The organism is Streptomyces sp. NPDC006925 (genome assembly GCF_042869575.1).
Taxonomy (GTDB): domain Bacteria; phylum Actinomycetota; class Actinomycetes; order Streptomycetales; family Streptomycetaceae; genus Streptomyces.
Window position 1 is genome coordinate 1 of the sequence record NZ_JBIAGB010000030.1, and the last position, 25,896, is coordinate 25,896.

Annotated in this window: 22 protein-coding genes and 2 tRNA genes; 19 read left to right on the forward strand and 5 right to left on the reverse strand. The window is 73.0% G+C overall.

The window, feature by feature from the left end; all coding sequences use genetic code 11:
- The first annotated feature begins 351 nt into the window (after positions 1–351).
- From rplU to obgE, 3 genes are all read left to right on the forward strand, one after another.
- A complete protein-coding gene (gene rplU / locus ACFYNS_RS28135; RefSeq protein WP_019358143.1) occupies positions 352–675 on the forward strand; it encodes a 50S ribosomal protein L21 in 324 nt (107 codons plus the stop codon).
- A 13-nt stretch (positions 676–688) separates the two neighbouring features.
- The gene (gene rpmA, locus ACFYNS_RS28140; RefSeq protein WP_019358144.1) at positions 689–946 is read left to right on the forward strand and encodes a 50S ribosomal protein L27; all 258 of its coding nucleotides are present in this window, start codon (positions 689–691) and stop codon (positions 944–946) included.
- A 224-nt stretch (positions 947–1,170) separates the two neighbouring features.
- Positions 1,171–2,610, forward strand: a complete 1,440-nt coding sequence (gene obgE, locus ACFYNS_RS28145) for a GTPase ObgE (protein WP_360296175.1) — start codon at positions 1,171–1,173, stop codon at positions 2,608–2,610.
- Positions 2,611–2,746: 136 nt separating this feature from the next.
- Here the strand turns inward: obgE and ACFYNS_RS28150 are convergent, their stop codons facing one another.
- Complete coding sequence (locus ACFYNS_RS28150; RefSeq protein WP_360296172.1) at positions 2,747–3,997, reverse strand: phospholipase D-like domain-containing protein; 1,251 nt, start codon at positions 3,995–3,997, stop codon at positions 2,747–2,749.
- Between the two features lie 320 nt (positions 3,998–4,317).
- Positions 4,318–6,408 (reverse strand): hypothetical protein, encoded by a 2,091-nt coding sequence (locus tag ACFYNS_RS28155; protein WP_360296169.1) that lies wholly within the window; start codon positions 6,406–6,408, stop codon positions 4,318–4,320.
- A 434-nt stretch (positions 6,409–6,842) separates the two neighbouring features.
- Between ACFYNS_RS28155 and proB the strand changes: the two genes are divergently transcribed.
- The 5 genes from proB (at position 6,843) to ACFYNS_RS28180 (ending at position 12,063) form a co-directional block, all read left to right on the forward strand.
- Positions 6,843–7,970, forward strand: a complete 1,128-nt coding sequence (gene proB / locus ACFYNS_RS28160) for a glutamate 5-kinase (RefSeq protein ID WP_388605677.1) — start codon at positions 6,843–6,845, stop codon at positions 7,968–7,970.
- 251 nt (positions 7,971–8,221) lie between these two features.
- The gene (locus ACFYNS_RS28165; protein ID WP_360296166.1) at positions 8,222–8,620 is read left to right on the forward strand and encodes a hypothetical protein; all 399 of its coding nucleotides are present in this window, start codon (positions 8,222–8,224) and stop codon (positions 8,618–8,620) included.
- Between the two features lie 104 nt (positions 8,621–8,724).
- On the forward strand, positions 8,725–10,014 hold the full coding sequence (locus ACFYNS_RS28170) for a glutamate-5-semialdehyde dehydrogenase (RefSeq protein WP_388605627.1): 1,290 nt from the start codon (positions 8,725–8,727) through the stop codon (positions 10,012–10,014).
- Between the two features lie 71 nt (positions 10,015–10,085).
- The gene (locus ACFYNS_RS28175; RefSeq protein ID WP_388605628.1) at positions 10,086–10,754 is read left to right on the forward strand and encodes a hypothetical protein; all 669 of its coding nucleotides are present in this window, start codon (positions 10,086–10,088) and stop codon (positions 10,752–10,754) included.
- Between the two features lie 166 nt (positions 10,755–10,920).
- On the forward strand, positions 10,921–12,063 hold the full coding sequence (locus ACFYNS_RS28180; protein WP_388605630.1) for a hypothetical protein: 1,143 nt from the start codon (positions 10,921–10,923) through the stop codon (positions 12,061–12,063).
- Here the strand turns inward: ACFYNS_RS28180 and ACFYNS_RS28185 are convergent.
- Positions 12,017–13,126: a M48 family metallopeptidase gene (locus ACFYNS_RS28185; RefSeq protein ID WP_360296154.1), complete on the reverse strand. Its 1,110-nt coding sequence runs from the start codon at positions 13,124–13,126 to the stop codon at positions 12,017–12,019. The genes ACFYNS_RS28180 and ACFYNS_RS28185 overlap by 47 nt on opposite strands.
- Positions 13,127–13,424: 298 nt before the next feature.
- Here ACFYNS_RS28185 and ACFYNS_RS28190 point away from each other — a divergent pair, with 298 nt between their 5' ends.
- The 6 genes from ACFYNS_RS28190 (at position 13,425) to ACFYNS_RS28215 (ending at position 17,389) form a co-directional block, all read left to right on the forward strand.
- Entirely contained in the window at positions 13,425–13,595 is a 171-nt protein-coding gene (locus tag ACFYNS_RS28190; RefSeq protein ID WP_360296151.1) for a hypothetical protein, read from the forward strand.
- A 17-nt stretch (positions 13,596–13,612) separates the two neighbouring features.
- Complete coding sequence (gene nadD / locus ACFYNS_RS28195) at positions 13,613–14,248, forward strand: nicotinate-nucleotide adenylyltransferase (RefSeq protein WP_026004905.1); 636 nt, start codon at positions 13,613–13,615, stop codon at positions 14,246–14,248.
- On the forward strand, positions 14,245–15,948 hold the full coding sequence (locus ACFYNS_RS28200) for a LytR C-terminal domain-containing protein (protein WP_388605632.1): 1,704 nt from the start codon (positions 14,245–14,247) through the stop codon (positions 15,946–15,948). Before nadD ends, ACFYNS_RS28200 begins: the two co-directional genes overlap by 4 nt.
- A gap of 125 nt (positions 15,949–16,073) precedes the next feature.
- Positions 16,074–16,526, forward strand: a complete 453-nt coding sequence (rsfS, locus tag ACFYNS_RS28205) for a ribosome silencing factor (RefSeq protein WP_360296144.1) — start codon at positions 16,074–16,076, stop codon at positions 16,524–16,526.
- A gap of 14 nt (positions 16,527–16,540) precedes the next feature.
- Positions 16,541–17,176 carry a histidine phosphatase family protein gene (locus ACFYNS_RS28210; protein ID WP_360296141.1) on the forward strand — a complete coding sequence of 212 codons (636 nt, stop codon included), beginning with the start codon at positions 16,541–16,543 and terminating at the stop codon, positions 17,174–17,176.
- A gap of 140 nt (positions 17,177–17,316) precedes the next feature.
- Positions 17,317–17,389, forward strand: a tRNA-Ala gene (locus tag ACFYNS_RS28215).
- 106 nt (positions 17,390–17,495) lie between these two features.
- Here ACFYNS_RS28215 and ACFYNS_RS28220 read toward each other — a convergent pair.
- Positions 17,496–18,515, reverse strand: a complete 1,020-nt coding sequence (locus ACFYNS_RS28220) for a helix-turn-helix transcriptional regulator (protein ID WP_360296138.1) — start codon at positions 18,513–18,515, stop codon at positions 17,496–17,498.
- Positions 18,516–18,608: 93 nt separating this feature from the next.
- On the opposite strand from ACFYNS_RS28220, the gene ACFYNS_RS28225 reads away from it, so the two are divergent.
- The 3 genes from ACFYNS_RS28225 to ACFYNS_RS28235 all read left to right on the forward strand — a co-directional run bounded on the left by ACFYNS_RS28225 (position 18,609) and on the right by ACFYNS_RS28235 (position 20,792).
- On the forward strand, positions 18,609–20,270 hold the full coding sequence (locus ACFYNS_RS28225) for an MFS transporter (protein WP_388605635.1): 1,662 nt from the start codon (positions 18,609–18,611) through the stop codon (positions 20,268–20,270).
- 86 nt (positions 20,271–20,356) lie between these two features.
- Positions 20,357–20,551 carry a hypothetical protein gene (locus tag ACFYNS_RS28230; protein WP_388605637.1) on the forward strand — a complete coding sequence of 65 codons (195 nt, stop codon included), beginning with the start codon at positions 20,357–20,359 and terminating at the stop codon, positions 20,549–20,551.
- Positions 20,552–20,558: 7 nt separating this feature from the next.
- Entirely contained in the window at positions 20,559–20,792 is a 234-nt protein-coding gene (locus ACFYNS_RS28235) for a hypothetical protein (protein ID WP_019358162.1), read from the forward strand.
- Here the strand turns inward: ACFYNS_RS28235 and ACFYNS_RS28240 are convergent.
- Positions 20,771–22,219 (reverse strand): glycosyltransferase 87 family protein, encoded by a 1,449-nt coding sequence (locus ACFYNS_RS28240; RefSeq protein WP_388605639.1) that lies wholly within the window; start codon positions 22,217–22,219, stop codon positions 20,771–20,773. The two genes, ACFYNS_RS28235 and ACFYNS_RS28240, sit on opposite strands and share 22 nt — an antisense overlap.
- A 150-nt stretch (positions 22,220–22,369) precedes the next feature.
- Here ACFYNS_RS28240 and ACFYNS_RS28245 point away from each other — a divergent pair.
- Both ACFYNS_RS28245 and leuS read left to right on the forward strand, forming a co-directional pair.
- A tRNA-Ala gene (locus ACFYNS_RS28245) sits at positions 22,370–22,442 on the forward strand.
- 384 nt (positions 22,443–22,826) lie between these two features.
- Entirely contained in the window at positions 22,827–25,700 is a 2,874-nt protein-coding gene (gene leuS / locus ACFYNS_RS28250; RefSeq protein WP_388605641.1) for a leucine--tRNA ligase, read from the forward strand.
- The last annotated feature ends 196 nt before the right edge of the window (positions 25,701–25,896 follow it).

Sequence of the window (25,896 nt, forward strand, 5' to 3'; positions counted from 1 at the left end):
CGGGGGTAGGGCCCCGACCAAGACGAGTGTCAGAGCCGGTGCCTGGGGCTACGCCCTTGGCGCCGTCCTCCCCTGCCCCGGGGGCTTGGGGGGGGGGGGGGGGGGGGGCCCCCCCCCCCCCCCCCCCCCCCCCCCCCCCCCGGCCAGGGGACGCCGTCGGACCTCCAGGTCCGTATGGGGTACCCTTGACCATCGGCGTGTCCTGACCAGGGCGCGCTGCTCCTGAGCACATCCCTCCCGGTTCCGTTCGGTTCCCGGGAGAGGCCGCTCAATCCTTCCGGATCAGTTCCGCGCTCGCGCGGACGGGCGGCTGGCGTCAGGAGTTCCGACACGAGCGAGAGAGAGTTCCGCGTGTACGCGATCGTGCGCACCGGCGGGCGCCAGCAGAAGGTCTCTGTGGGCGACGTCATCGAGGTTGACCGTATTTCCGAGAGCAAGGTCGGCGACAGCGTCGAGCTCTCGACCCTGCTCGTCGTCGACGGTGACGCGGTCACCAGCGACCCCTGGGTCCTGGCGGGCGTGAAGGTCCAGGCCGAGGTGGTGGACCACCACAAGGGCGACAAGATCCGGATCCAGAAGTACAAGAACAAGACCGGGTACAAGAAGCGCATCGGTCACCGCCAGCTCCACACCGCGCTGAAGGTCACCGACATCCCCGCCCCGGCCAAGAAGTAAGGACTGAGGAGAGATGGCACACAAGAAGGGCGCATCGTCCACTCGGAACGGTCGCGACTCCAACCCGCAGTACCTCGGCGTGAAGCGCTTCGGCGGTCAGGTCGTCAACGCGGGTGAGATCCTGGTCCGCCAGCGCGGCACCCACTTCCACCCGGGCTCGGGCGTCGGCCGCGGCGGCGACGACACCCTGTTCGCGCTGGACGCGGGTGCGGTGCAGTTCGGCACCCACCGCGGCCGCAAGGTCGTGAACGTCGTCCCGGCCGCTCAGTAAGCAGCCGGACGGCACACTCTCCACACCGAGGGCGGACTCCATCTCCCGTGCGCGCGGTCTGCGCACGGGAAGCGGGTCCGCCCTCGGCGCGTTCGGACCGGGGCGGTCGGCGGAAGACCCTCGGACCGGGACGGCGTCGGGACGCGGACAGCGTTCCCGCGCGACGGGGCTCGCACGGAGCCGCGGCACCACCACCCCCAGAGCACGCCTTGGAGGCACCCCCTATGACCACCTTCGTGGACCGCGTCGAGCTGCATGTCGCCGCGGGCAGCGGTGGGCACGGCTGCGCCTCCGTGCACCGGGAGAAGTTCAAGCCGCTGGGCGGCCCCGACGGCGGCAACGGCGGCCGCGGCGGTGACGTCGTCTTCGTCGTCGATCCGGATGTGACCACGCTGCTGGACTACCACCACAGCCCGCACCGCAAGGCCACCAACGGCCGGCCCGGCGAGGGCGGGCACCGCTCGGGACAGGACGGCAAGGACCTGGTGCTGCCGGTACCGGACGGCACCGTCGTCCTCGACCGGCACGGCGAGGTGCTGGCCGACATGGTCGGCGCCGGCACCACCTTCGTCGCGGGCCGGGCGGGCCGCGGCGGACTCGGCAACGCGGCGCTGGCCTCCGCCCGGCGCAAGGCGCCCGGTTTCGCGCTGCTGGGCGAGCCCGGCGAGACCCGGGATGTCGTCCTGGAGCTGAAGACGGTCGCGGACGTCGCGCTGGTCGGCTATCCCAGCGCGGGCAAGTCCTCCCTGATCTCGGTGCTCTCCGCGGCCAAGCCGAAGATCGCCGACTACCCCTTCACGACGCTGGTGCCCAACCTCGGTGTGGTCACCGCCGGGGGATCGGTCTTCACCATCGCGGACGTGCCGGGGCTGATCCCGGGCGCCAGCGAGGGCAAGGGCCTCGGCCTGGAGTTCCTGCGGCACGTCGAGCGCTGCTCCGTGCTGGTCCATGTGCTGGACTGCGCCACGCTGGAGACCGACCGCGATCCCGTCTCCGACCTGGACGTGATCGAGGCGGAGCTGGCCCGCTACGGCGGTCTGGAGGACCGGCCGCGGGTCGTCGTCCTCAACAAGACCGACATCCCCGAGGGCAAGGACCTGGCCGACATCATCCGGCCCGATCTGGAGGAGCGCGGCTTCCCCGTCCTGGAGGTCTCCGCCGTCTCGCGGCAGGGGCTCAAGGAGCTGTCGTACGCGCTGGCCGGTCTGGTGGACGAGGCCCGTGCGGCACGTCCGGCGCAGGAGTCCACCCGGGTCGTCATCCGCCCCAAGGCCGTCGACGACGCGGGCTTCACGGTGACCCGGATCGAGGACGGCTTCTTCCGGGTGCGCGGTGCGAAGCCCGAACGCTGGGTGCGGCAGACCGATTTCAACAACGACGAGGCGGTCGGCTACCTCGCCGACCGGCTCGCCCGCCTCGGTGTCGAGGACGAGCTGTGGAAGGCGGGGGCCCGCGAGGGCGACGGTGTCGCGATCGGCGACGAGGAGAACGCCGTGGTCTTCGACTGGGAGCCCACCATGGTCACCGGCGCCGAGATGCTCGGCCGCCGGGGCGAGGACCAGCGCATGGACGCGCCCCGTCCGGCCGCGCAGCGCCGCCGGGACCGCGAGGCGGAGCGGGACGAATCCCTGGGTGCCTACGAGGACTTCGACCCCTTCGAGTGAGGGACCGGCCGCGGCCGTCACCGGCCCGCGGCACCCCGGCCGGGGCACCGGCACACCGCGGGGACGGCCGGGTTCCCGGCCGTCCGGCTCCCGGAGGCCGGGCCCTTCCGCCCCTCGCGGTCCCGCGGGCGTGCCGTCAGTCCTCCGGCTGCGGGCTCACGCCCTTGCAACGGGGGGTGTCGTCCGCGAGCCCGGGGCGGGCCGCGGTCCGCAGCCGCAGGAACCGGCGCAGGTAGGCGTCGTGCACCGCGGGATCGTCGACCTTCAGCAGCGTCTCGTCGTTCTTGGTCAGGGCCGGGCCCGAGTAGTTGTGGCTGCCGGTCCACACCAGGGCGCCGGTCGCGCCCGCGTAGCGGCCGGAGATCAGCAGGGTCTTGGAGTGGACGACCTCCCGCGAGGTCGCGGGATCGCCGTCGTCGTCGTAGTGCAGGCAGCGCACGGCCGGACCGCCGGGCGCGTGCAGCGCCTCCCAGGTGCCGGGGGAGCCGGTGCTGTCCTCGCTGTCGCTCTCGGCGTAGACGATGTCCACGGCGCAGCCCTGCCGTTGCAGCTCGGCGAGCTTGTCGGCGACGCCCTGCCGGGTGAGTTTGAACATGGCCAGCCGGACGCTGGTGCGATGGCTGCCGCGGGCGTCGCTCCAGCGGCAGGTGACGTTGTCCAGGAGGGCACGCACGGTGTCCCCGCCGTCCGGCCGGGGGAAGAAATAGCCGGTGTACGGGGTGGCGGCGGTGCGGGTGTAGCGCCAGCCGCGCCAGTCCGCCGCCGCGGCTTTGTCGAAGTACCGGCTGTAGGCCGCGTGGAGGCGGGCCTGCGACACGACCAGCGCGTCGTTCCAGAACTTGGTGTAGCTGCCGGTGGACAGGTTCGAGGAGGTCTGCACGACGACGTTCCGTAAGCCGCCGGTGTGCGAGAAGAGCCAGAACTTGTTGTGCGCGATCGACGGGCCCGCGCCGGGCGTGCCCAGGCAGGACTTCCCCTCGGGGCAGAGCGCGACGAAGGAACGCTTCGACCGGTCGGTGCCCAGCGCCTTGCGGAGGATGCCGTAGGAGGTGCTGGAGGGCATCGCGCTCACGCTGGACTCGTCCAGCAGCACCCGGACCCGCACGCGCCGCCCGGCCGCGGTGTGGGCCGCGGCCAGCGCGCGTGCCACCTCGGCGTCCCAGAAGTGGTACAGCGCGACCTTGATCGTGGAGCGGGGGGCCGCGGCCTTGATCCGGGCCAGCAGATCGCTGCGGATGGCGCGCTGCTGGGCGGCTGTTCCGTTGGGCTGGTTGAAGACCGGTCCGGTGCCCGTCGGGGCGGCCGCCGCGGGGGTGGGAGCGGTGAGGTGTAGCCCTGCGCAGAGGAGCAGGGCGAGTGGTGCTGCGGCGGTTCTCGGGTGTGTCACGTGCGTCCCCTCCTGGCTGGTGGTGCGGGGCCCGGCGGATGGTGCGGGGTGTGGGCCGGGCCGCCAGCGAGCGTAGGGACGTGCGGTCGCCGCTTTCAGGGCATTGAGCCACCTTCTGGTGCTGATGTGACGAGAGGGGCATCGACAGACGGAAGGGCCCCGAGAGGTGAACTCCTCTCGGGGCCCCGCACCGTTCCGCGCTCCTGTGCGCCGGTGTCCTGTCCCTGCGCCACCCGTAGGAGTGGCAGTGCCGGAGGCCCGATGCCGGATGCGGGATCAGCCCCGCGAGTCGGCCCGGCACGCCACCGGCAGCCGGCGACTCAGGTCGAGACCGCGTCCTCCGGGTCCGCGGTGCCCGGCGCCTCCAGCTCGGCCTCCTCCGCGGCCTCCTGCAGCTCGCGCTGGCCGGGGATCTCGGTCGTGCGCCGTGCGACGCGTACGTTGCGGGCCTCCGCCTCGGCCGCCAGCTCCAGCGCGGCGGCGTTGAAGCGGACCAGCGAGGGCGGGTCCGAGGGGCCCAGCAGGTGGGTCTTCAGCTCCCGGCGGGCCCGCACCATGGTGTCCTTCTCCGGGGCGCGCACCGACTCCAGCAGCGCCGGGAGCTGCTGCGCGTCGGGGGTGAGCACCGTGCCGGCCCCCACGGTGGGGAAGGTGCCCCGGAACTCGTCCTCGGTCATCCCGCTGGTGTTGGCGACCGCGTACGGCTTCTCGCTGGTGAGGTAGTCCGAGACCACCGAGGAGACGTCCGAGACCAGCAGGTCGGCCTGGTTGAAGCAGGTGAAGATCCCCGGCCGCGGGCCGTCGATGATCTGGTGCTCCCAGTCGGGGAAGGACGCCCAGTAGGCCCCCTCCCACGCCTCGGTCGCCGCGCGCACCCGCTCGGCGTTGCCGTCCTCGGGCGTGCCCTGGATCTTCATCCGCTCCATCTCGTCCGCGCTCGCGCGGAACGCCGTGGTGGAGAGCCGGTCCAGTTCCGCGGTGCGCCGCTCCAGCTCGGCCGCGGCCTCCGCGCCGCGTCGCGGGCCGTTGCGTGCCGCGTTCGCCTGCGTGATCAGGGCGCGGATGCGCTGGTCGGCTGCGCCGGCCCGCGGGTCGACCGAGCCGGTCATCGGGTGCGGTTTGTACAGCAGCCGCACCTTCGGGTCGGCCAGCAGCGCCTTGACGATGTTCTCGCCGGCCAGCCGCACCGAGGTGTTGCCCGGGTTGCCGTCCCAGCCCTCCCAGGTGGGGGCGTACAGCACCGTGGTGTACCCGTCCCGGGCGGCGGCGCGCTCGTCGGCGTGCCGGATGGGGGTGAGCTGGGGGCGGCCGACCTCGACGACGTCCTTGTCGTCCACGCCGACCTCGGCGAGCCGGTAGCGCTCGCGGGCGGCTTCGCCGGCGACCCACACCTGGTCGTAGGCCTTGGCGTAGGGGTTGCAGGAGGAGAGTTTGTCGGACTCGCCGTGGTTGATGAAGGCGTGCTTGAGGGTGGGGATCCGCAGGACCTGGGAGGTCTTGCCGGAGTTGGCCGGGTGCAGCAGCACCTTGAGGGTGGAGTGCTCCAGGTGCATCAGATGGGAGACCTTGGGGATGCAGACGATCGGGACGTCGGTGGCGTCGATCTTCTGCACCATGAACCGCTCCCGCAGCACGATCAGCGGCCGGCCCTCCAGCTCCGCCAGCGTGGAGAGCCACATGTTCGCCTGGTACGCCGACGTCGTCCCGCCCGAGAAGTACATCCCCGTGGTCGGCTTGTACCGTGCCAGCCACGCGTCCAGCCAGGCCATCACCTCCTGCTCGCCCTTGGAGCGCTTCTTCGGCAGCAGCCAGGTGGCCAGGTAGAAGGCGCTGCCCAGGGAGAGCAGCAGGGTGCAGCTCACGCCGACGAGCCCCCACTCCTCGACCGCCAGGCTCGCGCTGAGCGTCAGGCCCAGGGTGCCGGGGATGGAGAAGCGCAGCAGCCTGCGGCTGGGCTGGCGGGCCAGCAGCCGGGACGGCGCGTGGGTGAGGTGGAGCGACGAGGTGTCGATGTTGCGCGTGACGACCGGCAGGGTGCGGGTGCGGCGCACGAGCTGGGCCACCGCCTGGCACAGGAAGTGCGCGGCGTAGGAGGCCAGCAGCAGCAGGGTGAGCGGACGCTCTATGTCCGGCGGTACCTCCGGGATCCGGACCAGGCCGATGATCACCAGCATGTCGCGGAGGAGCTGCCGCGTGGTGACATCGAAGCGGACCTTCCCCAGCAGCGCCAGCAGCCCCGGCTGCCGGTGTGTCAGGTACAGGTCGAGGGCGAGTCCCGCCAGCGAGGCGGCGACGAAGACGGGCACGTTCGGCAGCAGCGCTCCGGCGAGCTGCACGGTGTAGAACACCGCGAGCGCGAGCAGGGCCGCGAGCTGCACGGCGCGTCGTGTGGCGAGTCCGGCAGAGGGCACGGGCTGGGCTCCTGGCATGGAGATAGAGGGTCTGCGAAGGGGGTGGCCGGTGGCGGTGGCCGAGGTCGACCCCTGACGGTATGACGCCCGTGGGTCAAGTGACAATCTTCGACGCCGCAGGATGGGCGCTTACCTGGTCAAACGTAACCATCCTCACGCGTCCGTTGCGTGAAACGGATGAGCGGCCCGGACCGGCGCTGACGTAGATTGCGACCCGAGAGCACGGCGGGTCACGGCTCCACCGGGCGCACCCGTCGCCCGGTCGAGCCGCGCGTCCCGCCGCGGCGGCACAGGCGCGAGGGGTACGTACGGGCGTGGCACGAGACAGCGGAACAGGGCACGCGGCGGGCGCCGCCGAGGGCGCACCGGGCACGGCGGTGCCCCCGGGACCGGCCGGGCAGGCCGCGGAGAGCGGGCAGGCAGCCCGCAAGGCGGTGCGAGAGGCGCGCCGCGTGGTCGTCAAGGTCGGCTCCTCCTCGCTGACCACCGCGGCCGGCGGACTGGACGCCGACCGGGTGGACGCTCTCGTCGACGTGCTCGCCAAGCACATCGGCGCTCAGCAGGCCGAGCCCGGGCAGACCCCGCGGGAGACGGTGCTGGTCTCCTCGGGCGCCATCGCGGCCGGACTGGCGCCGCTGGGGCTGGCCAAGCGCCCCCGGGACCTGGCCCGCCAGCAGGCTGCGGCGAGCGTCGGCCAGGGGCTGCTGGTGGCCCGCTACACGGCGTCCTTCGCGCGCTACGGCCGCCGGGTCGGCCAGGTGCTGCTGACCTCGGACGACACCAGCCGCCGGGCCCACTACCGGAACGCCTACCGCACCCTGGACCAGCTCCTGGCCATGGGCGCCGTCCCGATCGTCAACGAGAACGACACCGTGGCCACGGACGAGATCCGCTTCGGCGACAACGACCGGCTCGCCGCGCTCGTCGCCCACCTCGTCCGCGCCGACCTGCTGGTGCTGCTCTCCGACGTGGACGGCCTCTACGACGGCAACCCCACCACCCCCGGCACCCGCCGGGTCGCACAGGTGCGCGGCCCGGCCGATCTGGAGGGCATCGACATCGGCAGCGCGGGCAGCGCGGGGGTGGGCACCGGCGGCATGGCGACGAAGGTCGAGGCGGCCGGCATCGCGGCGGGCGCCGGAGTGCCCGTGGTGCTCACCTCCGCCGTGCACGCCGCCGACGCGCTTGCCGGGCGGGAGACCGGCACCTACTTCCATCCCACCGGGCGACGCGCCGCCGGGCGCCTCCTGTGGCTCGCGCACGCCTCCACGCCCACCGGGGCGCTCACCCTGGACGAGGGTGCCGTGCGGGCCGTCGTGGACCGCCGCACCTCGCTGCTGCCCGCCGGGATCGCCGGGGTGGAGGGCGACTTCTCGGCGGGCGATCCGGTCGAGCTGCGCGACGGCCGGGGGCGGGCCGTCGCGCGGGGGCTGGTCAACTTCGACGCGAAGGAGCTGCCGCGGCTGCTGGGCCGCACCACCCACGAGCTGGCCCGCGAGCTGGGACCGGCCTATGAGCGCGAGGTCGTGCACCGGGACGACCTCGTGTTGCTGCGCGGCTGACCGGAGCTGTCCGCCCGGCTCCGATTCGGGCGGCACATTCGGGCGGCCGGGAAAAAGTCCAGCCTTTCCACGGACACCTTCCGCAAAACGGTCCCGCGCACGCCCTCGGGCTGGTCAACTTTGACTCGGGCGGTGCGAGTAGCACGTGCACCCGCACGTGCACGCAGCGTATCGACCGCCGTACGGAACGACACCAGCAGCACTCACGGAAGACACCAGGGCAGCACCAGCACCACTCCAGGAGGCCACCGGTGGGACGACTGGCCGGCGTCGGAACGGCGCCCTCCCCCCAGCCCGAGGAACGAGTCGGCTCCCGGCTCTGGCACGTCACGCTCAGCGTCGCGGGCCGCGAGGCGCCACGGGGCGACGTACGGCGCGCGCTCGAACGGCTCGCGCACGACCACCCGTTCCTGCTCACCAGCCGCTACGCCGACGACCACGCCGAGATCCGCTACTGGGAGGAGGCCCAGGACCTGCACGACGCCGCCGCCGTGGCGCTGCGGCTGTGGGGCGAGCACCGGTCCTCGGCAGGGCTGCCGCCCTGGGAGATCGTGGGACTCGAGGTGATCGGGCGCGAGACCTACCGCCGGCGCGTCGCCGAGGGCTGCGGCCCGCCGCCCGTCAGCACGGTGGGCGTGCATCCGTTCTGACCCTCGGGTGCCCGGGGCGCGGGCACCCGGGTGCCCGCGGCGCGGCGCCGCGCGTACGGCCGCCGCTGAGACACCGGCGCCGCCTCGCGCCCGCCCCGGCTACGATGCGCGCCATGAGCGCATCCGAGACCCCGGACACCCCCGTCCGCCAGGCGGCCCGCCGTGCGCGGGCAGCGGCGGCCGACCTCGCCCCGGCCCCCCGTACCACCCGTGACCGCGCACTGCTGGCGATCGCCGACGCGCTCACGGCCCGCACCCCGGAGATCGTGGCCGCCAACGCCGACGACGTCGCCGAGGCACGCGCCGCGGGCACGGCGGAGTCCGTCGTCGACCGGCTCACGCTCACCCCGGAGCGGATCGCGGCCATCGCCTCCGACGTGCGCGACGTCGTCGCGCTGCCCGACCCGGTGGGCCAGGTGCAGCGCGGCTCGACGCTGCCCAACGGGCTGGAGCTGCGCCAGGTGCGGGTGCCGCTGGGCGTGGTCGGGATCATCTACGAGGCCCGTCCCAACGTCACCGTGGACGCCGCGGCGCTCTGCCTCAAGTCTGGCAACGCCGTGCTGCTGCGCGGCTCCTCGTCCGCGCACGCCTCGAACTCGGCGCTGGTCGCGGTCGCCCGGGACGCGGTGGCCGAGGCCGGACTCCCCGCCGACGTGGTGCAGTTGGTGCCGGGCGAGAGCAGGGAGAGCGTCACCGAGCTGATGCGCACCCGGGGCCTGGTGGACGTGCTGATCCCGCGCGGCGGCGCCTCGCTGATCAAGACCGTGGTGGAGCAGTCGACCGTGCCCGTCATCGAGACCGGCACCGGCAACTGCCATGTCTACGTCGACGAGCGAGCCGACCTCGACACCGCGCTCGCGATCCTCGTCAACTCCAAGGCCCAGCGCCCCAGCGTCTGCAACGCCGCCGAGACCGTCCTGGTGCACGCCGGGATCGCCGACGCCTTCCTCCCACGCGCCCTCGAAGCGCTCGCCGAGGCGGGCGTCACCGTGCACGGCGACACCGCCTGGCAGGCGGCGGCCGACGCCGCCGCGCCGACGGTGCTGCCGGCGACCGACGAGGACTGGGCGAGCGAGTACCTGTCCTACGACATCGCGGCGGCCGTGGTGCCCTCCCTGGACGCCGCCGTCGAGCACATCCGCGCCTGGTCCTCCGGGCACACCGAGGCGATCGTCACGGCCGACACCGCGGCCGCCCGCCGCTTCACCGCGCTGGTGGACTCCGCCGCCGTGATGGTGAACGCCTCCACCCGGTTCACCGACGGGGCCCAGTTCGGCTTCGGCGCCGAGATCGGCATCTCCACGCAGAAGCTGCACGCGCGGGGGCCCATGGGCCTGCCCGAGCTGACCTCCACGAAGTACGTCGTCACCGGGGACGGGCACGTCCGCGGCTGAACAGCACCGATTTTCCGCCCGGTTCCCGGCGGCCCTGCCCAAAACGACCGCACAGGTCTACGCTGGAAGGCGTGCCGGACGACGTGGGGGGCGGGCCGTTCCCGGACGGCGAGGAGCCCGAGTACCGCGACCGCGGGGCAGCGGACGACGAGTTCGCCTCCGTGGTGCTCGACGAGGACTTCGTACGCGCCGCTGAGGTGCACGAACCGAGCGCGGCCGAACGGCTGCTCGCCACCGACCGGTCCCGCGCGGAGAGCGAGCCCTTCCGCGCCGCCGAGGAGGGCTTCGGCTATCCGCGCGGCGAGGGCGAGATCCCGCACGAGGAGTTCGCGGAGGCGGACGACTCCTTCGACGGCGACTTCGACGAGGATCCCGACGACGAGGGCCGCTTCGACCGCTCCGACTACCGGGTGGAGTACGGGCGAGCCGAGGGCTGCCCACCGGAACCGGAGCCGGGCCACGAGCACGGCTCCGACTTCGGGTACCGGGCCCACCGCCGCCCGGCGCCGCAGCAGGGGCCGCGCCCCTACCGCGGCCACCGCGAGTGGCAGCGGCCGGTCGCCTGGGTGCTCGCCGTGGTGATGGGCATCGGGATGGTGGCGCTCGCCTTCTCCGCCGTCTACCGGGGCACCTCCGACCAGCGGCAGGATCCGACCCCGCCGCCCGCCACCACGGACGTGGACCGGGACGGCCCGGGCGCGGTCTCCCCCGTTCCCGCCGTGGAGCCGCCCGGCGGCTGACGGGCCGCCCCACCCGGCGCCGCGGGCCTGCTCGAAGCCCCGGTCCACCCGGCCGGTCCGGCAACCGCGGGGTCCCGGCGCACCCCCGGAGCAGACCTCGCGGGGTCCCGCAAGTTGGCCGGAGCCACGCCGTTCACGTCCGCGCTGTCGGTCCTACCCTGGTGCTATGGCCGGGCGAGTGGATCCTCCTGACGGGACGCCCGACGGCGGTCCCGACGGCGACGACGAGTACCGATCCCTGGTGTTCGACGAGTCGTTCATCAAGGCTGCACGGCTCCAGGAGTTCTCCGCGCAGGAGCGCATGGAGGACGAGGAGCACGCCGCGGTCCGCGCCCGCTCGCACGCCGAGCGCCGGAGCCGGACCGGCCTGGGCTTCTCCCGGCAGGGGCTGGTCCTGGTGGCGCTGATCGTGCTGGCCTTCGGCACCGCCATCTACATGGGCATACGGAACCCCTACCCCTCCTCGGTCCGGACCGGCGCCGAGCCGCTGCGCAGCGATGTGCTGCCGCTGGCACCGACCGGCCGGGTCCCGGGCGGCACCCCTGGCGACCTGTTCGAGAACAGCCCCGCGGCGCGGTTCGCGACCGGGGCCGACGGAGTGGCGCTGCCACCCGTTCGGAGCAGCGACCACTTCTCGCAGAGCCAGGTGCTGTCGGCACTGACCGTCGCCAAGGACTACATCGTGGAGAGCTCCCTCGACCCGGAGGTCGTCACCGGTGGCGCGGTGCGGTCGGTGCGCCTGCTGCTCAACCCCCGCCAGCAGCGTCAGTTCGACCGCAGCGTGGAGCACCCGCGGGATGACGGACGGCGCAGCGCCACGGCCTGGATGGTGCGCCTCGACCGCGGCAAGGCGACGCTGGCCAGCTCGAAGGTGCGGGTCGACGGCACCCTCGCCGTCGAGGAGGTCGGCGACGGGCTGGAGGTCACCGCCGACCACGTCTTCGTCTACGCGGTGCGGCCCGCCGACGGGGACGAGGGGAAGAACGCGGACAGCGGGTCGGCCGGGAAGCCCCCGCGGAACGCCTCCCTCTTCTCCGTACGGCGGGAGGTGCGCTTCCGCTTCGAGCGGCAGGATCTGCGCGAGCATCAGGTCACCGTGCGCCAGGTCGCCATGCGGGCGGGGCCGATGAACTGCGGCGATGACCCCTCCGATGCGCTCGCACCGCTGCTGGCCGGCGAGCGGGCCGAGGACGCGGGCAAGGCGGGGACCGACCCGTACGCACGGGGCCGGTCCGCCGCCTCGGTGTGCGGGCTGCTGGCGGCTAGCGCCCGCCCGAGCCCGGATCGTCCTTACCGGCCGAGCCGTTAGCCGGCCCGCTGCCGCCCCCCTGGTCCTCGGAGCCGCCGCGGCCGGTGAAGGTGTCGCGCAGCCGGCCGCCGACGTCGCCGACGCCGCCCGCCAGGTCGCGGACGAGGCCCATCAGCGGGTCCTTGCTGTTGCGCACCGTCTCGGAGTAGTGGTTCGCCGACTCGCGGAAGGAGTCCCGCACCGAGGTGTCCTTGTCGTCGGCGCGCTTCGGGTAGTGGCCGTCCATGATCCGCTGGAAGTCGCGGCTGGCCTCCCACTTCTTCAGCTCGGCGGCGCGCACCGTGGTGAAGGGGTGCGAGCGGGGCAGCACATTCATGATCTTCAGCACGGAGTCGCGCAGGTCCCCGCCCGCCTCGTACTCCTCGGCCTGCGCCAGGAAGGCGTCGACGTTCATCTCGTGCAGGTGGTTGCCGCCCGCCAGCTTCATCAGCCCGCGCATCGACGCCTGCAGGTCCTGGCCCACCAGCAGCCCGGCCCGGTCGGCGGACAGTTCGGACTTGCGGAACCACTCGCGCAGCGCCGTCACCAGCGCCATGACCGCGACGTTCCCCAGCGGGATCCACGCGACCTTGAAGGCGAGGTTGGACAGGAACAGCAGTATCGTCCGGTAGACCGCGTGGCCGGAGAGCGCGTGCCCGACCTCGTGGCCGATCACGGCGCGCATCTCCTCCTCGTCCAGGAGCTCGACCAGCCCGGTGGAGAGCACGATGATCGGCTCGTCCATGCCGACGCACATCGCGTTGGGCTTCGGGTCCTGGGTCACGTACATCGGCGGGATCTTCTCCAGATCCAGGATGTAGCAGGCGTCCCGCAGCATGGCGTTGAGGTGGGCGAACTGCTGGTCGCTGACCCGCACCGAGTCGGAGAGGAACAGCAGCCGCATGCTGCGCTCGGGAAGCAGCCCGCTCAGTGCCTTGACCACGGTGTCGAAGCCGCTCAGCTTGCGCAGCGCCACCAGCGCCGAGCGGTCGGTCGGGTGTTCGTACGCACGCGAGGAGATCCCCTCGAAGCGCCGCCGCTCACGGCCCGGCAGGCGCTCCGTGCCGCCTGTGCCGTCTGTCATGGTGTTTCCCCCTCGTCGACTGGGCTGTCCACACTAGAGCCTCGCGTCCGGATCCCGCTGGGCCCGTGGGCCCTGCACGCACCGGATCCGGCTCCTCGGCCCGGCCCGGTCCGAAACGCGGGCCCTGGAAGAGGGGACGCGGAGCGGGGCCTTCCCGTTGCGTCCGGATGAGTCGGGGTGAGCGCCCGGAGGGTCCGCGCTTACGATGTGGCTGCGCAGTTCCGCTCCCGCACGTGTGCGGGAGCGGAACGACCGCGCGCCGACTGTCCGCGCCTCACGGGATGGGTTTCCGCCGACGATGACTCTGTCCAGCACCGCACACGACGCCCTGCTGTCCCTCGCCTCGGGGGGCGAGCACGGCGAGGGCGGTCAGCACGAGAGCCTGAGCCCCTATCTGACCGGCGGCGGCGCGCTCCTCGCGCTGCTCCTGCTGCTGTGGCTCACCACCCGTTTCAACCGGGACCGCTGAGCGTAGAGTCGCCCCGCATGGGAGAGGACATAGTGCCCGGGACCGGTAAGCGGCGACTCGGTGTGATGGGCGGGACCTTCGACCCCGTCCACCACGGCCACCTGGTGGCCGCGAGTGAGGTGGCGGCCCGCTTCCACCTCGACGAAGTGGTGTTCGTACCCGCCGGGCAGCCGTGGCAGAAGAGCCACAAGCAGGTGTCGCCCGCCGAGGACCGCTATCTGATGACGGTCATCGCCACGGCGTCGAACCCGCAGTTCTCGGTGAGCAGGATCGACATCGACCGCGGCGGCAAGACGTACACGATCGACACGCTGCGCGAACTCGCCGAGGCCAATCCGGACACCGATCTGTTCTTCATCACCGGCGCCGACGCGCTCTCGCAGATTCTGAGCTGGCGCAACACCGAAGAGCTGTTCTCGCTGGCCCACTTCATCGGCGTCACCCGGCCCGGCCACGCGCTGGCCGACCCCGGGCTGCCGCAGGGCGGCGTCTCCCTGGTGGAGGTCCCCGCGCTGGCCATCTCCTCCACCGGCTGCCGCGCCCGGGTGGAGCGCGGTGATCCGGTCTGGTACCTGGTCCCCGACGGGGTCGTGCGGTACATCAACAAGCGCGCGCTGTACCGGCGGGACGCGGAAGGGGACGCGCGAGCGTGAGCGACGGCTACGGATACGACCCCTACGGCCGCCAGCCCGAGATCCTCGGCTACGACGAGTACGGCAGACCCGTGTACCGCACGCAGGAAGTGCCGCACGAGGGGGCGTACGCGGAGCAGGAGCCGTATCCGGCGTACGACCCTTATGCCCAGGCTCCCGGGCAGCAGCAGGCAGGCCACGACCCGTACGCGGGCTATCCGCAGCAGCAGGGCGGCCACCCGGGGCACCAGGCTCCCTACGCGCAGCAGGGCGCGCCGTACGCGGGCGCACAGCCCCAGCAGGCCGCGCCGTACCCGGAAGCCCCCTCCCAGCAGGCCGCCCCGTACCCCGAAGCGCACCCCCAGCAGGCCGACCGGGTGCCCGCCCAGGGCGGCCTGCCTCAGCACGAGCAGCACCCGGACGCCGGGGGCGACAGCCTGGTTCAGGGGGAGGCGTCCGCCTCCGGCGGGGAGGACGGGTACCGCACCGAGCAGTTCTCGTTCGTCGAGGAGACCAGCGACGACTCCGAGGACGTCATCGACTGGCTCAAGTTCACCGAGAGCCGCACCGAGCGCCGCGAGGAGGCCAAGCGCCGGGGCCGGAACCGGGGCGTGGCACTCGTCGTCGTGCTCGCCCTGCTGCTGGTGGGCGGCACCGGCTGGGCCTGGTACACGGGCCTGCTGCCGGGTACCGGGGACGAGGACGGCAAGGGCGGCGCCGCGGCGGGCGAGCAGCGGGACGTGATCGTGCTGCACCTGCGGGAGCAGGGCGGCGCCAGTTCGACGGCCCTGCTCGTGGACAACGAGGGCGCGGGCGAGGGCTCCACCCTCCTGCTGCCCAACGCGCTCGCCGTCTCCGCGGAGAACGGCAGCACGACCACCCTCGGCAAGTCCGTGCAGGACCGCGGCGCCGGACCCACCCGTGACGCGCTGAACATCCTGCTCGGCTCGGACATCAAGGGCACCTGGCGGCTCGACACCCCGTTCCTGGAGAACCTCGTCGAGCTGGTCGGCGGCATCACCCTGGACACCGACACAACCGTGCCCGGCGCGAAGCGGGGCGCGGAACCGCGGGTCGAGAAGGGCAGCGACCAGGACCTGGACGGCCGCGCCGCGGTCGCCTACGCCACCTACCGCGCCCGCAGCGAACCCCAGACCGCGCAGCTCGCCCGGTTCGGTCAGGTCATGCAGGCGTTGCTGAAGAAGATCTCCGGCGACGCGTCGGCGGCCACCAGGACCGTCGAGTCCCTCGGCCAGATTCCCGACCCTTCGCTGTCCGAGTCCCAGCTCGGCTCCGCGCTGGCCGCGCTGGCGGACCGCGCCAAGCAGGGCGACTACCGCACCCGGACGCTCCCCGTGCGCGCCGACGGGACGCTCGGCAGGCAGGCCGGCGACCGGATCGTGAAGAAGGTGCTCGGCGGCAGCGTCAAGAACTCCGATCCGGACGCCGTGCCCCGGGTGAGCCTGAAGAACGCCAGCGGCAGGCGCGGCGTGGACAGTACGGCCTCCGCGGCGCTGGTCAACGGCGGCTACACCGTGGTCAAGGCCGGTACGGGCGCCACCCGCGCCACGTCGCTGGTGACCTACGCCGAGTCCGCGCGGAAGGCCGAGGCCGAGGGGATCGCCAAGACGCTGGGTCTGCCCGGCAGTGCGGTGCGCAAGGCCGAGGGGGCCGCGAGCGCCGACGTCACGGTGGTGCTGGGGGCCGACTACCGGGGGTGACGCCGTCGCGCGCGGCAGCTGCCCGCCGCGCGCGCCGTCGTCGCCCGCCGTGACTGGGCCGAAATCCGGTCGCGCGGCCGTGAGACCCTGGAACACGAGATGTTCCCGACCCGAAAGCCTCACCTGTGACCGCCACGGACCGTTCCCTAGAGCTGATCAGCACCGCCGCCCAGGCGGCGGCCGACAAGCTCGCGCACGACATCGTCGCCTACGACGTCAGCGACGTGCTCGCCATCACCGACGCCTTCCTGCTCGCCTCGGCGCCCAACGACCGGCAGGTCAAGGGCATCGTCGACGAGATCGAGGAGCGGTTGACCAAGGAGCTGGGCGCCAAGCCCGCGCGCCGCGAGGGCGAGCGGGACGGCCGCTGGGTGCTCCTCGACTACGTCGACATCGTCGTCCACGTCCAGCACAGCGAGGAGCGGGTCTTCTACGCTCTGGAGCGGCTGTGGAAGGACTGCCCGGAGCTGGAGCTGCCCGAGGACGCCGTGGCGACCCGCGGCAAGGGTGCCGAGCACGCCGAGGCGACGGGGGCCGGCGCCGGGTCCGCGGACGAACTGGACGGAGAGCTGCGCTGAACGGCACGGGGGCGGTGCGGGACCGCAGGATCGTCCTGTGGCGGCACGGCCAGACGGCCTGGAACCTGGAACGCCGATTCCAGGGGACGACGGACATCCCGCTCACCGACTCCGGGCTCGACCAGGCCCGCCGGGCGGCGCGGCTGCTCGCGGCGCTGCGCCCGGACGCCATCCTCTCCTCGGACCTGCGGCGCACCACGGCCACCGCGGCGGAGCTGGCCGCGCTCACCGGGCTCGGCGTCACCTACGACGAGGGCCTGCGCGAGACCTACGCGGGCGAGTGGCAGGGGCTCACGCACGAGGAGATCGTCGCCCGCTACGCGGAGCAGTACGCCGCCTGGAAGCGGGGTGAGCCGGTGCGCCGGGGCGGCGGTGAGCTGGAGACCGAGGTCGCCGAGCGGGCGGCGCCCGTGGTGGAGCGCGGAGTCGACAAGCTCCCGGACAGCGGCACGCTCGTCGTCGTCAGCCACGGCGGCACCATCCGCACCACCATCGGCCACCTCATCGGGCTGCCGCCGCACACCTGGGAGTCGCTGGGCGGGCTGTCCAACTGCAGTTGGTCCGTCCTGGGCGAGACATCGCGCGGCTGGCGGCTGCTGGAGCACAACGCGGGCAGCCTGCCCGAGCCGGTGCTCGGCGACGACGACTGACATCGCGGGGCCGGGAACGCGCCGGGGCCGCCGAGGGGCGGCCGGAGGGCCGGAGGGCAGCGATGTGCCACCGGATTTCTCATTCGGCCCGGCCACCCGCTAAGCTTCACATCGTTCGCGGCGCTCCGGCGCCGGAGCCCGGGGCTATAGCTCAGTTGGTAGAGCGCTTGCATGGCATGCAAGAGGTCAGGAGTTCGATTCTCCTTAGCTCCACAGCCCCAGATCCCGCCCTCCGGCACGGAGGGCGGGATCTTTGCCGTGCGGCTCCGGTGCACGCGCCGGGGTGCACGCGCCGGGCGCGACCCTCGCGGACGCCGGATCACCGCCCCTTCGCACCCCCGGCGTCATCGCACCTGCTGCTGCCCGTGCGCAGCATCCGCTCCCGGATCCGGGACAGCGGCTCGGCGTGCTCCTGGCAGCCGATCATCGGATCGTCCGTCGTCCGCAGCAGCCCCAGGAGCCGCTCCGTCTCGTCGTCGTGCGGCACATAGGCCACGATCCGGGCCTCGGACGCGCCGCTGATCTGGAGCGACGTCGAGCTGAGCCGCAGCCGGCCGACCGAGGCGTGCTGCACCGTCTTCACCCGCGCACCCGGCGGCGCCACATCGCCGCTGCGCCACAGCTTCGAGAACTCCTCGCTGGCCTCGCACATCCGCGCCAGGAACTCCTCCCAGGCGGGCTCGCCCACGTGCCGCCCGTAGCTGCCGCGCAGCGTCGCCACCATCAGCGACAGCTCCGCCTCGCGGTTGAGCAGTGCGCAGCAACACGGCGGCATGGCCACGAACTGCTGCCACAGCACATTGCGTTCGGGCTGTCCCACCAGATCCACCATCGGGAACAGCGCCCGGTACCCGGCGTTGGCTGCGAGCACGTCGTAGCGGCCGTTGTAGACCACAGCGGGCATCGGATCCATCGCGTCCAGGATGCGGTGCACCTCCGGGTCGACGGCCTCGGCGAGCTGCTCCGGAGACGGCGGACGCGGCACCTGAGCCAGGTGGTACAGATGCTCGCGCTCGGCCTCGTCGAGCCGCAGAGTGCGGGCCACCGCGTCCAGGACCTGCGCACTCGCGTTGATCGGACGGCCCTGCTCCAGCCACGTGTACCAGGTCACACCCACCCCGGAGAGCTGGGCCACCTCCTCGCGGCGCAGCCCCGGGGTGCGGCGGCGGAGTCCCGCGGGCATCCCGACATCGGCGGGGGAGACCCGGGCGCGGCGGCTGCGCAGGAACGCGGCCAGTTCGGATCTGCGGCGCTGGGCGGTCGGGCGTGCCGTTCCGGTGGCACCGCCGGCCGCTCGGGGCTCCGTTCGTCTCTCGGCGATGACTGTCACATCCTCCATCGTCGCGGCAGCCCGCACCGGCTGCCAGGTGCTGTCAGTACCAGCATCGGCGGGCTCTCGTGAGCCCCGCGGCCGCCAGGCCAGGCTTCCCGCATGACATCCACCTCGTCCTCCCCGCCGTCTTCCTCGCCGCTCCCGGCGACGGCCGCCGCGCGGGGCTCCGCACCGGCCGCGGAACCCGCGCGGGCGGCCGAATCCGCACCGGTGACGGAACCCGCACCGCGGCACGCGGAATCCGCTGCCCGCGGCCTCAGTAAAGACCACGCCGCCGACAACCGTTCCGTTCCCGGCAGCGCCCCGGCTTCCGGCAGCGGCCCCGTGCGTCGCGGCCCGCGCCCCGGGTGGCTCCTGGCGATCGTGCTCAGCGGCCAGTTCATGGCACTGCTGGACACCTTCATCGTCAACGTCGCGGCCCCCGACCTGCGCGCGGATCTGCACGCCTCGGGCGCCGGACTGCAACTGGTGATCGCCGGCTACACCCTCGCCTACGCGGTGCTGCTGATCACCGGAGCCCGGCTGGGCGCCCTGCTGGGCCACGCCAGGATGTTCCTGTGCGGCCTCGCCCTCTTCACCGGCGCCTCGCTCGCCTGCGGTCTGGCGACCGGCACCGGCTGGCTCATCGCCTTCCGGCTGGTGCAGGGCGCAGGCGGTGCCGTGATGCTGCCGCAGGTCCTCAGCCTGCTCCAGCGGACCTTCACCGGAGCCGCCCGCAGCCGCGCGCTGGGCGCCTACGCCGCCGTGCTCGGCGTCGGTGCGGCAGCGGGCCAGCTGTTGGGCGGGGTGCTGGTCAGTGCCGACCTGTTCGGCTGGGGCTGGCGCCCGGTCTTCCTGATCAACGTCCCGGTGGGTGCCGCCCTGCTCGTCGCGGGACCCTGGCTGCTGCGGGTGCGCACCGAGCCCAGGGGCGGCGCCGAGGAGCGGCGGGCACTGGACCTGCCGGGGCTGGTCCTGCTCGGTGCGGTGCTGCTGCTGTTCACCGTCCCCGTCGTGCTGGGGCGGGAGCAGGGCTGGCCGCTGTGGGGATGGGTGTCCCTGGCGCTGTGCGCCGTGCTCGCCCCGGTCTTCGGACGGTACGAACTGCTGCTGTCCCGCCGCGGGGGGCGGCCGCTGGTCTCCCCGCTGGTGCTGCGGGCTCCCGGCGTGCCGCTGGCCGTGGTGCGCATCTTCTGCATGATGGCGGTCAACGCCGGTTTCGTCCTGGTCGTGATGCTGCATCTGCAGACCGGTCTGGGGAAGAGTGCGCTGCTCGCCGGGGTCTCGATGGTGCCGACCGCCGGGCTCTTCGCACTGGTCGGGATGGTCTGGCGGCGCCTGCCGCAGTCGTGGCACCCCCGGCTGTCGGCCACCGGGTTTCTGGCCGCGGCGGTCTCGTTCGGGTGGCTCGGGACGCTCCTGTCCGGCGGCGGGGACGGCGGCCCGTGGCTCTACGTCTGCCTGAGCGTCAGCGGAATCGGCATGTCCCTGGCCTACAACCCGGTGCTCTCCGGCGCCCTGGCGCGGGTGCGGCAGAGCGAAGCGGCCGACGCCAGCGGGCTCTTGGTGACCACCGCGCAGCTCGGCCTGCTGAGCGGGGTGGCACTGTTCGGCGCCGTCTTCCTGGAGCATGCCGAGAGCGCCCCGGTCACCCCCGCGACCTCGGCGCACGCGCTCGCGCTCACCTGCGCGGCCCTGGCCGCCGTGTCGCTCGCCGCGGCGGGGGCGGGCGCGTTGAGCGGAGCGGTGCGCAGGGTAGGGGGATGGACAGGGGAAGGTTGACCGGCCCTTAGCCCGGACGCCGGAACGTGGCAGAATCGGGGCGGCTGGAAGGGGGGAGCCCAGGGGGAAGGGGAGGGGCGAGTGCGATGTCGGCGACGGTCCTCGGCGAGGACGGCACCGGACCCGCGCCCGTACGGCCCCCGCCCCGCACGGAGCACCGGCCGGGTGTTCCGGGCAATCTGCAGCGTCCGGCCTGCGGTTCTGCGAACGTCGCCCAAGTGCTCGGCGACAGCGGAGGAGTTTCCTACGTGTGCACGGCATGCGGCCACATCTGGAGCTGACTGAGCGATGGGCGCCCACAGCAGGAAGTGCGACTGGTGCGGCAGCGGCACCCCGATCGTCCGTGACATGGAACCGGTCAACAGCGCCTACCAGTACTGGTGCGAGGACTGCGCCCGGGCACTGATCATAAAGGGTGACCCGATCGAGACGTACCGGGAGTTGGACGGCGAGCCGATCTACGGCCGCCTGCTGGAGGCGCACTGCACACTGAAGCGCTTCTACTCCTTCGCGACGGCCTGAGCCCCGGTCGTGGCGCCGACGCTCCCCGGCGTCCCCGCCGCGCCGCCCGGCCGGTGCCCGGGCCTCCGTCCGCACAGCACCCGCAGCGCCACCACGGCCGTGACGGCAAGGAACACCGCCCCCGCGAGCGGATAGCAGGCCGACAGCAGTATCTCGGCGCCGTTCTGGCGGAGTTCGGGAGGGCGCGGCGCGTTCGGGTCCCGGGGGACCCACCACGGCACGTAGGACCAGAACACCAGCGCCGCCAGCAGCGCTCCGGCCGACCAGCGGAGACTGCGCCGCCGCTGCGCCTCCACGGCCAGCAGGAGCGTCAGCGGCAGACACCACACCCAGTGGTGCGACCAGGAGATCGGGCTGATCAGCAGCATGGTGACGGCACAGGCCGTGGTGGACCAGGCGGCCGCGTTCGGCAGGCCGCAGCGCCCCGCGAGGGCCGCGGCCACGGCCGCTCCCAGGCCGAGCGCGGCCGCGAGGAGGGCCAGGCCCAGCCACAGTCCGCCCGGGTCCCCGGTGTGCAGCAGACGGGCTGCCACCCCGTTCAGCGACTGGTTGTCGGTGAGCTCCGCCCGTCCCACCCGGTCGGAGCGCAGAACGGCTCCGCCCCAGAAGCGCAGGAAGTCGTGCGGGAGGAGCAGCGCGGACAGCAGCGCGGTCCCCAGGAAGGCCGCCGCCGCGACGGCGGCCTGCCGCAGCCACGGGTTCCACGGCGGTCCGTCCCGGCGGTCCGGCCTGCTCGGCCCGTCCTGGCGGTCCGGGTGCCGCGGTCGGCTCCTGGCCAGCCGGTGCAGCACCAGCCCGTGCAGGGCCAGGAAGACGGCGAACAGCCCGGGTGTGAGCTTGATGCCCGCCGCGACGCCGATGCCCGTACCCGCCCAGCGCTGCCCGGGGCGGCGGGTGAGGTCCCACAGCACCAGGGTGGCCACCAGCAGGTTGATCTGCCCGTAGCGCAGTGTGGTCCACACCGGTTCGCACCACACCGCGACCGCGGCGACGCCCAGCGCCGCCGCCGGCCGCGGGACGTGCAGCGGGCGGTGCAGCAGCCGCAGCGACAGGTGGGCCAGGGCCACCAGCAGCACGAGGCCGGAGACGGTCGCCGCCGCACGCAGCACGGGCACGTCCGGCAGCGTCAGGGGGAGGAACAGCAGCGCGGCGAAGGGCGGGTACGTGGCGGGCAGGTCCGCGTAGGTGGCGCGCATCGCGTACAGGTCGTGGCCGTCGAGCACGGCCCGGCCCTCGGCCCGGTAGACCATCAGGTCGATCATCGAGGGGTCCGTGGTGCGCTGCGCGGCCCAGAAAGCCGCGAAGGAGAGCAGTGACACCGCGAGCGCCGGGGCCGTCGGCCGCCGCAGCAGCCGGCTCCGGAGACCGCGGCAGGCCCGGAGCGCCGGTGGCGCTGTGCTCCCGGCGGGCCGGCGCGAGGTGCTCACGGGCCGACAGTACCGATCGCCGGGGCCGGGGCCTGGTACGGCGGTGTCGCCCACCGTCCCGGTGTCGCGGGAAGCGATTTGGCAGAAGGCGGTGTGCCCCGTGTAAGCTGGCGAAGCCGCCGAGGGGAAGCCCCGGCGGACCAGGGATCTGGGGCTATAGCTCAGTTGGTAGAGCGCTTGCATGGCATGCAAGAGGTCAGGAGTTCGATTCTCCTTAGCTCCACAGAAGCAAGAGGTGGGATGCACTCGCGGATTCCGCGGGTGCATCCCACCTTTTCGTCTGCTGATTCCCGCGGCACGCTCCGTATGACGCGTTCTCCCGTGCGAGGCGCGTTCTCCCACCTCCGGATGCTGTTCCCCCGCCCCTGGTCGGGGCGCGCGTTCCGGGCTCCGCGCGGCCGGACCGTCGGCGGTCTCCGGCCGGGGCCCCACCGCGTGCGGTACCCTGAGCGCTATGCGTGCCGTACGCCTTCTGCTTAGCGAGCCGCGCTGAATCACCGCCGGTCCCCCTCCGCGGGCCGGCATCGGCGCGGCTCCCCCTCCTGTGCGAGGGGTTTTTTCGTTTCAGGAGCGCTGGGCAGAGACGACCGATGGAGCTTTGAGGACGATGAGCGAGACGACCACCGCCGCCGAGAGCGCGGCCCCCCATCGCTACACGGCGGCCCTGGCCGCCGACATCGAGGCACGCTGGCAGGATTTCTGGGAGAAGCACGGCACCTACGAGGCGCCCAACCCCGGCGACGGCCCGCTGGGCGGCGACGCCGAGCAGGCCGCCAAGCCCAAAAAGTTCATCATGGACATGTTCCCGTACCCCTCGGGTGCGGGACTGCACGTCGGTCACCCCCTCGGCTACATCGCGACGGACGTCTACGCCCGCTACGCGCGGATGACCGGCCACAACGTGCTGCACACACTGGGCTTCGACGCCTTCGGACTGCCCGCCGAGCAGTACGCCGTCCAGACGGGCACCCATCCGCGCACCTCGACCGAGGCCAACATCGTCCAGATGACGGCGCAGCTGCGCCGCCTGGGCCTGGGGCACGACAAGCGCAGGTCGTTCGCGACGATCGACCCCTCGTACTACCGCTGGACCCAGTGGATCTTCCTGCAGATCTTCAACTCCTGGTACGACGCCGAGGCGCGCACGGCCCGGCCCATCGAGGAACTGGTCGAGCAGTTCGCCTCCGGCACCCGGGAGACCCCCGAGGGCTGGGGGGCGTGGCAGGAGCTGAGCGAGCGGGAGCGGGCCGACCTGCTGGGGGAGTACCGGCTGGCCTACGCCTCCGACGCGCCCGTCAACTGGAGCCCCGGCCTGGGTACCGTGCTGGCCAACGAGGAGGTCACCGCCGACGGCCGCTCCGAGCGCGGCAACTTCCCCGTCTTCAAGGCCGAGCTGCGGCAGTGGAACATGCGGATCACCGCCTACGCCGACCGTCTGCTGGAGGACCTGGAGGACCTGGACTGGCCCGAGGCGATCAAGCTGCAGCAGCGCAACTGGATCGGCCGCAGCGAGGGCGCCCGGATCGGCTTCCCCCTCGGGGACGCGGCCGTCGACGTCTTCACCACCCGCCAGGACACCCTGTTCGGCGCCACCTACCTGGTGCTGGCCCCCGAGCACCCGCTGGTCGAGGCCGTCGTCCCCGAAGCCTGGCCCGAGGGCACCCACCAGGTGTGGACGGGCGGACACGCGACTCCTGCCGAGGCCGTGGCCGCCTATCGGGCGCAGGCGGAGGCCAAGTCCGACGTCGAGCGCCAGGCGGAGGCCAAGGACAAGACCGGTGTCTTCACCGGCGCCTACGCCACCCACCCGGTCACCCGGGAGCCCGTCCCGGTCTTCATCGCCGACTATGTGCTGATGGGGTACGGCACCGGCGCCATCATGGCCGTCCCCGCACACGACCAGCGCGACTTCGAGTTCGCCCGCGCCTTCGAGCTGCCGATGCGCTGCGTCGTCGAGCCCACCGACGGCCGCGGGACGGACCCGGCCGACTGGCAGGAGGCGTTCAGCTCCTACGAGGCGGCGCTCGTCAACTCCCGTGCCGAGGGCATCAGCCTGGACGGACTGGGCGTGGGCGAGGCCAAGGAGCGGATGCGCCGGTGGCTGGAGCAGCACGGCCTGGGCGAGGGCACGGTCAACTACCGGCTGCGCGACTGGCTGTTCAGCAGGCAGCGCTACTGGGGCGAGCCCTTCCCGATCGTCTACGACGAGGACGGCATCGCCCACGGGCTGCCCGAGTCGATGCTGCCGCTGGAGCTGCCGGAGGTCGAGGACTACTCCCCGCGCACCTTCGACCCGGACGACGCGGACACCTCACCGGAGACCCCGCTGTCCCGGGACGAGGAGTGGACCCACGTCACCCTGGACCTGGGTGACGGCAAGGGGCCGCGCCGCTTCCGGCGGGAGACCAACACGATGCCCAACTGGGCCGGTTCCTGCTGGTACGAACTGCGCTACCTGGACCCGCAGAACGACCAGAAGCTGGTCGACCCGCAGATCGAGAACTACTGGATGGGCCCGCGGGAGGGGCAGCCCAAGGGCGGTGTCGACCTGTACGTGGGCGGTGCCGAGCACGCCGTGCTGCACCTGCTCTACGCCCGTTTCTGGTCGAAGGTGCTGCACGACCTGGGCCACATCTCCTCCGTCGAGCCGTTCCACAAGCTGTACAACCAGGGAATGATCCAGGCGTTCGTCTACCGGGACGCACGCGGCATCGCCGTACCCGCTGCGGAGGTGGAGGAGCGCGACGGCGCGTACTACTACCAGGGCGAGAAGGTCAGCCGGCTGCTGGGCAAGATGGGCAAGTCCCTGAAGAACGCCGTCACCCCGGACGAGATCTGCGGCGAGTACGGCGCCGACACCCTGCGGCTGTACGAGATGGCGATGGGCCCGCTGGACGTCTCCCGGCCCTGGGACACCCGCGCGGTCGTCGGCCAGTTCCGGCTGCTGCAGCGGCTGTGGCGGAACGCGGTGGACGAGGCAACGGGCGAGCCGGCCGTGGTCGACTCCGCACCGGACGAGGCGACCCTGCGTGCCCTCCACAAGGCGATCGACGGCATCGGCCAGGACATGGCCGCGCTGCGGTTCAACACCGCGATCGCCAAGCTCACCGAGCTGAACAACCACGTCACGAAGCTGCCCGAGGTCCCGCGCACTGTCGCCGAGACCATGGTGCTGCTGGTCGCCCCGCTGGCTCCGCACATCGCCGAGGAGATGTGGCGCCGGCTGGGCCACGAGGGGTCCGCCGTCCACGAGGACTTCCCGGTGCCCGACCCGGCGTACCTGGTGGACGAGACCGTGACCTGCGTGGTGCAGATCAAGGGCAAGGTCAAGGCCCGGCTGGAGGTGGCGCCCTCCGTCTCCGAGTCCGAGCTGGAGGCGCTGGCGCTGGCCGAGCCGGTGATCGTGAAGGCGCTGGGCGGTGCCGAGGTCCGCAAGGTGATCGTCCGGGCGCCCAAGCTGGTCAACATCGTTCCCGCGTAGCGGCCGACCGGGCCGGTCGCCCGGCCCTCGGCGCGGCGGCCGGTCACGGGAGGATGCACGACCCCTACGGGACGTCATGGGGGGGGGGGGGGGGGGGGGGGGGGGGGGGGGCCGGCGCCGCCCCCCCCCCCCCCCGCCCGAGGGGGGGGGCCCCCCCGCCCGGAGGTAGGGGGGGGGGTGGGGTGGGGGGGGTCGG

Bases quoted from the DNA above. Each gene is read 5' to 3' on its own strand.
- ACFYNS_RS28235 (WP_019358162.1), top strand. From the start codon at position 20,559: ATGGGCGCCCACAGCAGGAAGTGCGACTGGTGCGGCAGCGGCACCCCG.
- leuS (WP_388605641.1), top strand. From the start codon at position 22,827: ATGAGCGAGACGACCACCGCCGCCGAGAGCGCGGCCCCCCATCGCTAC.
- ACFYNS_RS28220 (WP_360296138.1), bottom strand. From the start codon at position 18,515: ATGGAGGATGTGACAGTCATCGCCGAGAGACGAACGGAGCCCCGAGCG.
- ACFYNS_RS28190 (WP_360296151.1), top strand. From the start codon at position 13,425: ATGACTCTGTCCAGCACCGCACACGACGCCCTGCTGTCCCTCGCCTCG.
- ACFYNS_RS28170 (WP_388605627.1), top strand. From the start codon at position 8,725: ATGCGCGCCATGAGCGCATCCGAGACCCCGGACACCCCCGTCCGCCAG.
- obgE (WP_360296175.1), top strand. From the start codon at position 1,171: ATGACCACCTTCGTGGACCGCGTCGAGCTGCATGTCGCCGCGGGCAGC.
- ACFYNS_RS28180 (WP_388605630.1), top strand. From the start codon at position 10,921: ATGGCCGGGCGAGTGGATCCTCCTGACGGGACGCCCGACGGCGGTCCC.
- nadD (WP_026004905.1), top strand. From the start codon at position 13,613: ATGGGAGAGGACATAGTGCCCGGGACCGGTAAGCGGCGACTCGGTGTG.
- rpmA (WP_019358144.1), top strand. From the start codon at position 689: ATGGCACACAAGAAGGGCGCATCGTCCACTCGGAACGGTCGCGACTCC.
- ACFYNS_RS28225 (WP_388605635.1), top strand. From the start codon at position 18,609: ATGACATCCACCTCGTCCTCCCCGCCGTCTTCCTCGCCGCTCCCGGCG.
- ACFYNS_RS28185 (WP_360296154.1), bottom strand. From the start codon at position 13,126: ATGACAGACGGCACAGGCGGCACGGAGCGCCTGCCGGGCCGTGAGCGG.
- ACFYNS_RS28230 (WP_388605637.1), top strand. From the start codon at position 20,357: ATGTCGGCGACGGTCCTCGGCGAGGACGGCACCGGACCCGCGCCCGTA.